The following is a 6,149-nucleotide window of genomic DNA, read 5'->3' as shown; positions in this document are numbered from 1 at the left end:
ATGAACGTGTTCAGCAAATCGTTGTACGTTTAGTATCTGACTTATTCCAAGCGATTGAAGATTTAGATTTAAGCCAATCTGAAGTTTGGAAGGGTCTTGAGTACTTTACTGATGCTGGTCAAGCAAACGAATTAGGTCTTTTGGCTGCTGGTTTAGGTCTTGAGCATTTCCTTGATTTACGTGCAGATGAGAAAGATGCTCAAGCAGGTATTACAGGTGGTACTCCACGTACAATTGAAGGTCCATTGTATGTCGCTGGTGCACCAGAATCAGTTGGTTTTGCACGTATGGATGATGGTTCTGAAGAAGGCAAAATCCCAACTTTAATTATTGAAGGTATCGTTAAAGATACTGAAGGTAACATCATTGAAGGTGCTAAAGTTGAAGTTTGGCATGCAAACAGCTTAGGTAACTACTCGTTCTTTGATAAGTCTCAATCTGACTTCAACTTACGTCGTACGATCTTCACCGATGCACAAGGTCAATATACAGCATTAACCACAATGCCTGTAGGTTATGGCTGCCCACCAGAAGGTACAACTCAGTTTGTATTAGACAAACTTGGTCGTCACGGTAACCGCCCTTCACATGTGCATTACTTCGTCACTGCACCTGGCTACCGTAAATTAACTACGCAGTTCAACATCGAAGGTGATAAATACCTTTGGGATGACTTTGCATTTGCAACGCGTGATGGCTTAGTGGCAACTGCTGTAGACGTGACTGATGAAGCTGAAATTGCTCGTCGTGGTCTGAAAGGTGCGTTCAAACATATTCAATTTGACATTGAATTAGTAAAAGACGTTGAAGGTGCGCCTTCTACTGAAGTTGAACGTCGCCGCGCATCAGCTTAAATCAATTAGTCGGAATCGGGATAAGTCAATTATCCCGATGACTTCCCCTCAATTTGGAAAGTCGGAGAACGTCCATGCCACGTATTCCTGTAATTAATACCAGCCATCTAGATCGTCTTGATGAGTTACTTGTAGACAACTTTGAGACAGGTGAGTTTAAACTTCATCGTTCAGTTTTCACTGATCAAGCCCTTTTTGACCTTGAAATGAAATACATCTTTGAGGGTAATTGGGTTTACTTGGCACACGAAAGCCAAATTCCAAATAACAATGATTATTACACGACACACATCGGTCGTCAGCCAATCGTGATTGCTCGTAACCGTCAAGGCGAGCTAAATGCAATGATCAATGCGTGTTCACACCGTGGTGCACAACTTTGCCGTAACAAACGTGGTAATAAGGCTACTTATACTTGCCCATTCCATGGTTGGACATTCAATAACTCAGGCAAACTTTTAAAAGTTAAAGACCCAACAGATGCAGGTTATTCTGACTGCTTTAACAAAGAAGGATCACATGATCTTAAGAAAGTTGCACGTTTTGAAAGTTATAAAGGCTTCTTATTCGGTAGCTTAAACCCAGACGTCTTGCCATTAGAAGAATTCTTAGGTGAAACGACTAAAATTATCGATATGATCGTGGGTCAGTCTGATCAAGGTTTAGAAGTTTTACGTGGTGCCTCAACTTATACATACGAAGGAAACTGGAAACTCACTGCTGAAAATGGTGCAGATGGTTACCATGTATCTGCAGTTCACTGGAATTATGCTGCGACTACGCAACAACGTAAAGAAAAACAAGCTGGCGACAATATCCGTGCAATGAGCGCAGGATCTTGGGGTAAACAAGGCGGTGGTTCTTACGGTTTTGAAAATGGTCACATGTTGCTTTGGACACAATGGGCTAACCCTGAAGACCGCCCTAACTTCCCTAAAGCAGATGAATACTCTGAGAAATTCGGTCCTGCTATGTCGAAGTGGATGATCGAGCGCTCACGTAACCTTTGCTTATATCCAAACGTTTATTTGATGGATCAGTTCGGTTCACAAATCCGTGTACTTCGCCCAATTGCTGTCGATAAAACTGAAGTAACAATTTACTGCATCGCACCTGTAGGTGAAGAGCCAGAAGCTCGCGCACGCCGTATTCGCCAATATGAAGATTTCTTCAATGCTTCAGGTATGGCGACACCAGATGACTTAGAAGAATTCCGTGCATGTCAAGCAGGTTATGCTGGTATCGAACTTGAGTGGAACGATATGTGCCGTGGCTCAAAGCATTGGATCAATGGCCCAGATGATGCAGCAAACGAAATTGGCCTAAAACCTAAACTTTCAGGCGTTAAAACTGAAGACGAAGGTTTATACCTTGCGCAACATCAACATTGGTTAGAAGAAATGAAACGTGCGATTAAAGCAGAACAAGCTTTAGCTGAACAAGGAGATAACGCATGAGTAACGCGAATCTTGAAGCAACTTTAGAATCAGTGAGCCAGTTCTTATTTAAAGAAGCGCGCCTACTTGATGATGAACAGTGGGATGAATGGTTAGAGTGCTATGCACCTACAGCATCGTTCTGGATGCCATCTTGGGATGACTACAATACATTAACTGAAGATCCTCAATCAGAAATCTCGTTAATTTATTATCCAGATCGTCAAGGTTTAGAGGACCGCGTGTTCCGTATCAAAACTGAACGCTCTTCTGCAACAATGCCTGATACACGTACAAGCCACAATATTAACAATATTGAAATTCTTGAACGTCATGAAGATAAGGTTGTTGTTCGTTTCAACTGGAATACTTTAAGTTACCGCTACCAAAAGTCGTACAGCTACTTCGGCATGTCACGCTACGAAATCAATTTGTCTGGTGAAAAACCACAAATTTTAAATAAATATGTGGTACTTAAAAATGATTACATCAACCAAGTAATCGACGTATATCACCTGTAATTAGTAAATAACAAGTTCAGTAACTACCAAATGGAATTTTGGTAGTTACACCAAAAAATTGTTCAAAAGATTCTTAAAGGATATTCAGCCATGTCAAACCATAATGTTGCACTTCAATTTGAAGATGGCGTAACCCGATTTATTTCAGTTGCACAAGGCGAAACGCTTTCTGACGCTGCATATCGTCAAAAGATTAATATTCCGCTGGATTGCCGTGATGGTGCATGTGGTACTTGTCGAGCTTTTTGTGAGTCTGGCAGCTATGACATGCCTGAAGAAACTTATATTGAAGATGCACTTACACCAGAAGAGGCTGAGCAAGGCTATATCTTAGCTTGCCAGTGCCGTCCTACTTCAGATGCAGTTTTCCAAATTCAAGCCTCATCTGATGTATGTAAAACTCAAATTCATCAATATCAAGGTACACTTTCTCGTGTAGAAAACTTATCTGAATCTACAATTACCTTTGATATTCAACTAGACGAGGGTCAGCCAGATATCAATTTCCTTGCTGGTCAGTATGTAAATGTAGGTATTCCTGGATCAACTGAAACACGTTCATACTCTTTCAGCTCTAAGCCAGGTAACCGTTTGACCGGCTTTGTTGTTCGTAACGTTCCTAACGGTAAGATGAGTAGCTTCTTAAGCAGCGAAGCGAAAGTCGGCGACAAAATGACATTCACTGGTCCATTTGGTAGCTTCTACTTACGTAATGTAGTACGCCCTGTAGTAATGCTTGCTGGTGGTACAGGTATTGCTCCATTTATGTCGATGCTTCAAGTATTAGAAGAAAAAGGTTCTGAACATCCAGTACGTTTAGTTTTTGGTGTAACCAATGACTTTGACCTAGTTGCTATTGAAGAACTCAACAAACTTCAAGAAAAACTTGATTGGTTTGAATACCGTACCGTAGTTGCAAACCCAGAATCTGCACACGAACGTAAAGGTTATGTGACAGGTCACATTGAAACTGAATGGCTCAACGGTGGTGATGTAGACGTTTACCTCTGTGGTCCTGTTCCTATGGTAGATGCAGTTCGTGGTTGGTTAGATGCTGAAGGCGTTAAACCTGCAAACTTCTTATTCGAAAAATTCTCTGCGAATTAAAGTGGAGAGGAACATGAATCAAAGATTTGAAAATAAAATCGTAATCGTTACTGGTGCCGCTCAAGGCATCGGTCGCGGTGTTGCTCTTCAAGCAGCTAGCGAAGGTGCAAAAGTTGTACTGGCTGACCGTGCTGAATACGTGACGACCACACTTGAAGAAATTACGACTCAAGGTGGCACAGGTGTCACTGTCTTAGCTGATCTTGAAACCTATGCTGGTGCACAATCCGTTGTAAATAAAGCGATCGAGACTTTTGGCCGAATTGATGTGCTGATCAACAATGTTGGTGGTGCGATTTGGATGAAACCTTTTGAAGAGTTTTCTGAAGAGGAAATTATCAAAGAGATCAATCGTTCTTTATTTCCTACTTTATGGAGTTGTCGTGCAGTTTTACCACACATGCAACACCAAAAATCTGGTGTGATCGTGAATGTATCATCTATCGCCACATGTGGAATTAACCGTCTTCCATATTCTGCGGCTAAGGGTGGTGTAAATAGTTTTACTCAATCAATGGCATTTGCACATGCTAAAGATGGTATCCGCATCAATGCTGTGGCTACAGGTGGTACTGAAGCTCCACCACGTGTAATTCCACGTAATACTTCACCACTATCTGAGCAAGATCAAGCTTGGATGCAAGAAGTGGTTGATCAAACAATTGACCGCAGCTACATGAAACGCTATGGCACTATTCAAGAACAAGTAAATGCTATTTTGTTCCTTGCTTCAGATGAGTCTTCATACATTACAGGCACAGTCGTACCTGTAGGTGGTGGTGATCAGGGTTAACCCTGATCACGGACTCTTTAAATTCACAGGATCATTGACGCAAGGAGGCAAATACAATGGCAACCCTGTTTAAAACACTAAAAGAAGATTGGTCTATTTCCGCCACTGTCGCCGGCTTTTTAGCTGTATTGATTTCATATGCCGGACCATTAATTATTTTCTTTCAAGCAGCACAACAAGCCCAAGTTTCACCAGACATGATGATTTCATGGATTTGGGGTATCTCAATTGGTGCTGCTGTAGCTGGAATTCTATTATCAATAAAATTTAAAGTTCCTGTCATCACCGCTTGGTCGGCACCTGGTACTGCTCTGCTAGTCACACTTTTTCCAGATATATCACTGAATGAAGCAGTTGCTGCATATATCACTACAGCTGTAGTGATTTTCATCATTGGTATTACCGGATATTTCGACAAACTATTGGCTTTGATACCGCAATCAGTGGCTGCAGGAATGATGGCGGGTATCTTATGTCAGTTCGGATTTGGTCTTTTTACCGCGACCAATACCATGCCATATATTGTGTTTGGAATGCTTATTTCGTATCTGATTGCTAAGCGTTTAACACCTCGATATGCCATGCTTTTTGTATTGGCAGCTGGTATTTTCATGAGTTTAGTCCTCGGAAAATTCAATGCTGTGAATATGGAGTTTTCACTTGCAATACCCCAATTCATTGCGCCCGAGTGGACGCTTAACTCTTTTCTAAATCTTGCAGTACCTCTTATTTTAGTCAGCCTTTCTGGTCAATTTTTACCTGGCATGGCAATTTTGAAATTAAGTGGCTATGACATTCAAGCAAAACCCATTATTACCACTACCAGTATCGCATCGTTAGCTGTTGCTTGTGTGGGCGGGATCACCATTGTCTTGGCATCAATAACAGCCGCACTCTGTACAGGTAAAGATGCACATGAGCTCAAAGAGAAACGTTATATCGCAGGTATTGCGAACGGTATTTTCTATATTTTAGGTGGTTTATTTGCAGGCAGCATTGTGATGCTTTTTAGCTTACTGCCTAAAGAACTTGTTGCTGCATTAGCAGGTTTAGCACTTTTAGGTGCTATTGCTACAAATTTACACGTTGCTATGTTCCAAGAAAAGGATCGTGACGCAGCTCTCCTTACTTTCTTGGCGACTGTTTCAGGCATGCAATTTTTAGGTTTAAGTTCAGTTTTTTGGGGAATCTGTATTGGTATTTTAGCGCACGTGATTTTAACGAAGCGTCAAAATACTACCCCATCATCGTCTACATCGACCTGATCATATTAAAGGTAAATGTAGATCGTTTGTTTAGGAAGTGATTATGATTGATAAAAGCTCAGCGTCTTTAACCGAAGCCCTCTCCCAAATTAAAGACGGTTCAACCATTATGATTGGTGGGTTTGGTACTGCAGGTCAGCCTGCTGAACTCATCGATGGCTTAATTGAACTCG

7 protein-coding genes are annotated in these 6,149 nt (G+C 41.4%); all 7 read left to right on the top strand.

Annotated features, from left to right (window positions below; all coding sequences use genetic code 11):
- Positions 1 to 854, top strand: an 854-nt coding sequence (catA, locus tag AC1M89_RS14660) for a catechol 1,2-dioxygenase (protein WP_481609332.1), incomplete at its 5' end; no start/stop codon positions are given.
- Positions 855 to 928: 74 nt separating this feature from the next.
- Positions 929 to 2,311, top strand: coding sequence for a benzoate 1,2-dioxygenase large subunit (gene benA, locus AC1M89_RS14655; RefSeq protein WP_035270495.1), 1,383 nt, complete (start codon positions 929 to 931; stop codon positions 2,309 to 2,311).
- Entirely contained in the window at positions 2,308 to 2,811 is a 504-nt protein-coding gene (benB, locus tag AC1M89_RS14650) for a benzoate 1,2-dioxygenase small subunit (RefSeq protein WP_035270498.1), read from the top strand. Before benA ends, benB begins: the two co-directional genes overlap by 4 nt.
- A 90-nt stretch (positions 2,812 to 2,901) precedes the next feature.
- A complete protein-coding gene (gene benC / locus AC1M89_RS14645; protein WP_035270501.1) occupies positions 2,902 to 3,918 on the top strand; it encodes a benzoate 1,2-dioxygenase electron transfer component BenC in 1,017 nt (338 codons plus the stop codon).
- Between the two features lie 13 nt (positions 3,919 to 3,931).
- A complete protein-coding gene (locus tag AC1M89_RS14640) occupies positions 3,932 to 4,711 on the top strand; it encodes a 1,6-dihydroxycyclohexa-2,4-diene-1-carboxylate dehydrogenase (RefSeq protein WP_092768934.1) in 780 nt (259 codons plus the stop codon).
- Between the two features lie 56 nt (positions 4,712 to 4,767).
- The gene (gene benE / locus AC1M89_RS14635; RefSeq protein ID WP_180000663.1) at positions 4,768 to 5,976 is read left to right on the top strand and encodes a benzoate/H(+) symporter BenE; all 1,209 of its coding nucleotides are present in this window, start codon (positions 4,768 to 4,770) and stop codon (positions 5,974 to 5,976) included.
- Between the two features lie 43 nt (positions 5,977 to 6,019).
- Positions 6,020 to 6,149: CoA-transferase (locus AC1M89_RS14630; protein WP_481588083.1), on the top strand; the 130-nt coding region annotated here is incomplete at its 3' end.

The organism is Acinetobacter sp. ANC_7635, assembly GCF_056779945.1.
Note: the sequence above shows the minus strand (reverse complement) of the source record. Positions and strands in the feature narration are given on the sequence as shown.

Bases quoted from the DNA above. Each gene is read 5' to 3' on its own strand.
- AC1M89_RS14640 (WP_092768934.1), top strand. From the start codon at position 3,932: ATGAATCAAAGATTTGAAAATAAAATCGTAATCGTTACTGGTGCCGCT.
- benA (WP_035270495.1), top strand. From the start codon at position 929: ATGCCACGTATTCCTGTAATTAATACCAGCCATCTAGATCGTCTTGAT.
- benC (WP_035270501.1), top strand. From the start codon at position 2,902: ATGTCAAACCATAATGTTGCACTTCAATTTGAAGATGGCGTAACCCGA.
- benE (WP_180000663.1), top strand. From the start codon at position 4,768: ATGGCAACCCTGTTTAAAACACTAAAAGAAGATTGGTCTATTTCCGCC.
- benB (WP_035270498.1), top strand. From the start codon at position 2,308: ATGAGTAACGCGAATCTTGAAGCAACTTTAGAATCAGTGAGCCAGTTC.